Here is a 1,549-nt window from a genome sequence, read left to right on the forward strand (position 1 = left end):
TTGCCACATCACGGGACCGGGAACACCGTCCTGCTCCGTCGACGTCTTCGGCAAGGGGTCGTCCCCGGGCAGGGGCGGGTCGGTCGGCTCGGTCGGGTTGAATGCCCAGGGGCGGGCGAGGTCGAGATCGACGGGAGAGATGCCGCCGACGGAGCCCACGGAAGCGTACTGGTGGACGGCCCAGTCGGGGTAGCGGCCACCGAGGTCGGGCGGGCCGGGCCAAGTGCCGTCGTTGGCGCCCCAGGATGCCGCCCAGAGGTGGGCGCCGGCAGCGACGGTACGGCTCCAGGTGCCGGAGCGCAGCGCGCTCGTACTGATGTAGAACCAGGGCACGTACGTGCCGACCCGTTCCCGCACCCGGTTGAACCAGGCGGACACGTCCGTGTCGTCCCACAGACGGGTGGAGTCGTCGAGTACCTCGACGTCCAGCGCGAGCACGTCGCCGGCGCGGTAGTCGTGCAGATGGTCCACGAAGTAGTCGGCGGCGGCGGTGGGGGCGAGGAAGTCTCCCGACAGCCAGTAATGACCCACCCGCAGGCCCGCGGCGCGGGCCCCGTCGACATGACCGGGATAGGAGGACGAGGTGTAGGGGCCCTCGGCGAGCTGGCACCCCCCGGCCTTGGCGATGACGAAATGCAGGCCCTCGGCGGCGGCGCGGGCGTAGTCGATGTCGGCCTGGTAGTTCGAGACGTCAACGCCCCGCAGTTCGTCGGCCTCGGCGGGGGCCGGCCCGGGGGTGGCCACAGCGCTGGTGGCCGTGATGATTCCGACCGGGGTCAGGGCTGTCGCCACGGCTCCGCGGATCAGGGTTCTCCTGCGCATGTCTCCTCCGGTGGGGGCGGGGTTTCGCGACAGTGGAATGTCATGCTCGTATCGAAATCTATGCGCGTAGGCTACCGTGAGCGCGTGCCATGGCAGGTCAAGTCACAGTATTTTCAAGGGAGTTGCTGTGTGCGAGAACCATGAGGCCGATGACGGACGAAAGAACCGGTCACGGACTGGAATGAGCCGCCGCACGCTGCTGCGCGGCTCGGTCAGCACGTTCGGTCTGGCCGCCGGCGGCGTGCTGTTCTCGGCGGGCACCGCTCGGGCTCTGGACATCTACAACCCGTTCAGCGCCTACCAGATCACCGGCAGCTGGCAGGAGCACCTCGACCGCGGTTCCCTGGGTGGAATCGACTACGGGATGGGTGTCGGCACCGCCCTGCCGGCCGCGGGAGCCGGCGTCGTCATCAACATCCCGTACAACGGCACCGGCGGTCACACGGTGACCATTACCCACAGCGACGGGTACCGGACGCAGTACATGCATCTGTCGGAGTTCCTGCTGCCCGACGGCACCTCGGTCGGCAAGGGGGACATCGTCGGGCGCTCCGGCGGTGCGGCCGGTGCCCCGGGTTCCGGAAGTTCCACCGGGCCGCATGTGCACTGGCATCTGATCACCCCGGGTGGTACCCGGGTCAACCCGCTGAACTACCTGGGCGGTGGCGGTGGGTTGCCGAAGACGTCGACGGAGCAGGACGGTGTTCCCGGTCCCGTGATGTGGCAG

General features: G+C 68.9%; 2 protein-coding genes. One reads left to right on the plus strand and one right to left on the minus strand.

Features of this window, described 5'->3' with window-relative positions; all coding sequences use genetic code 11:
• The coding region (locus ACFYY7_RS45655; RefSeq protein ID WP_388672383.1) for a glycoside hydrolase family 25 protein at window positions 1-822 on the minus strand (822 nt) is incomplete at its 3' end.
• Window positions 823-1,003: 181 nt separating this feature from the next.
• Between ACFYY7_RS45655 and ACFYY7_RS45660 the strand changes: the two genes are divergently transcribed.
• Window positions 1,004-1,549, plus strand: a 546-nt coding sequence (locus ACFYY7_RS45660) for a M23 family metallopeptidase (protein ID WP_388672386.1), incomplete at its 3' end; no start/stop codon positions are given.

It is taken from the genome of Streptomyces sp. NPDC001933, assembly GCF_042890955.1.
In the GTDB taxonomy this organism is placed as follows: domain Bacteria; phylum Actinomycetota; class Actinomycetes; order Streptomycetales; family Streptomycetaceae; genus Streptomyces.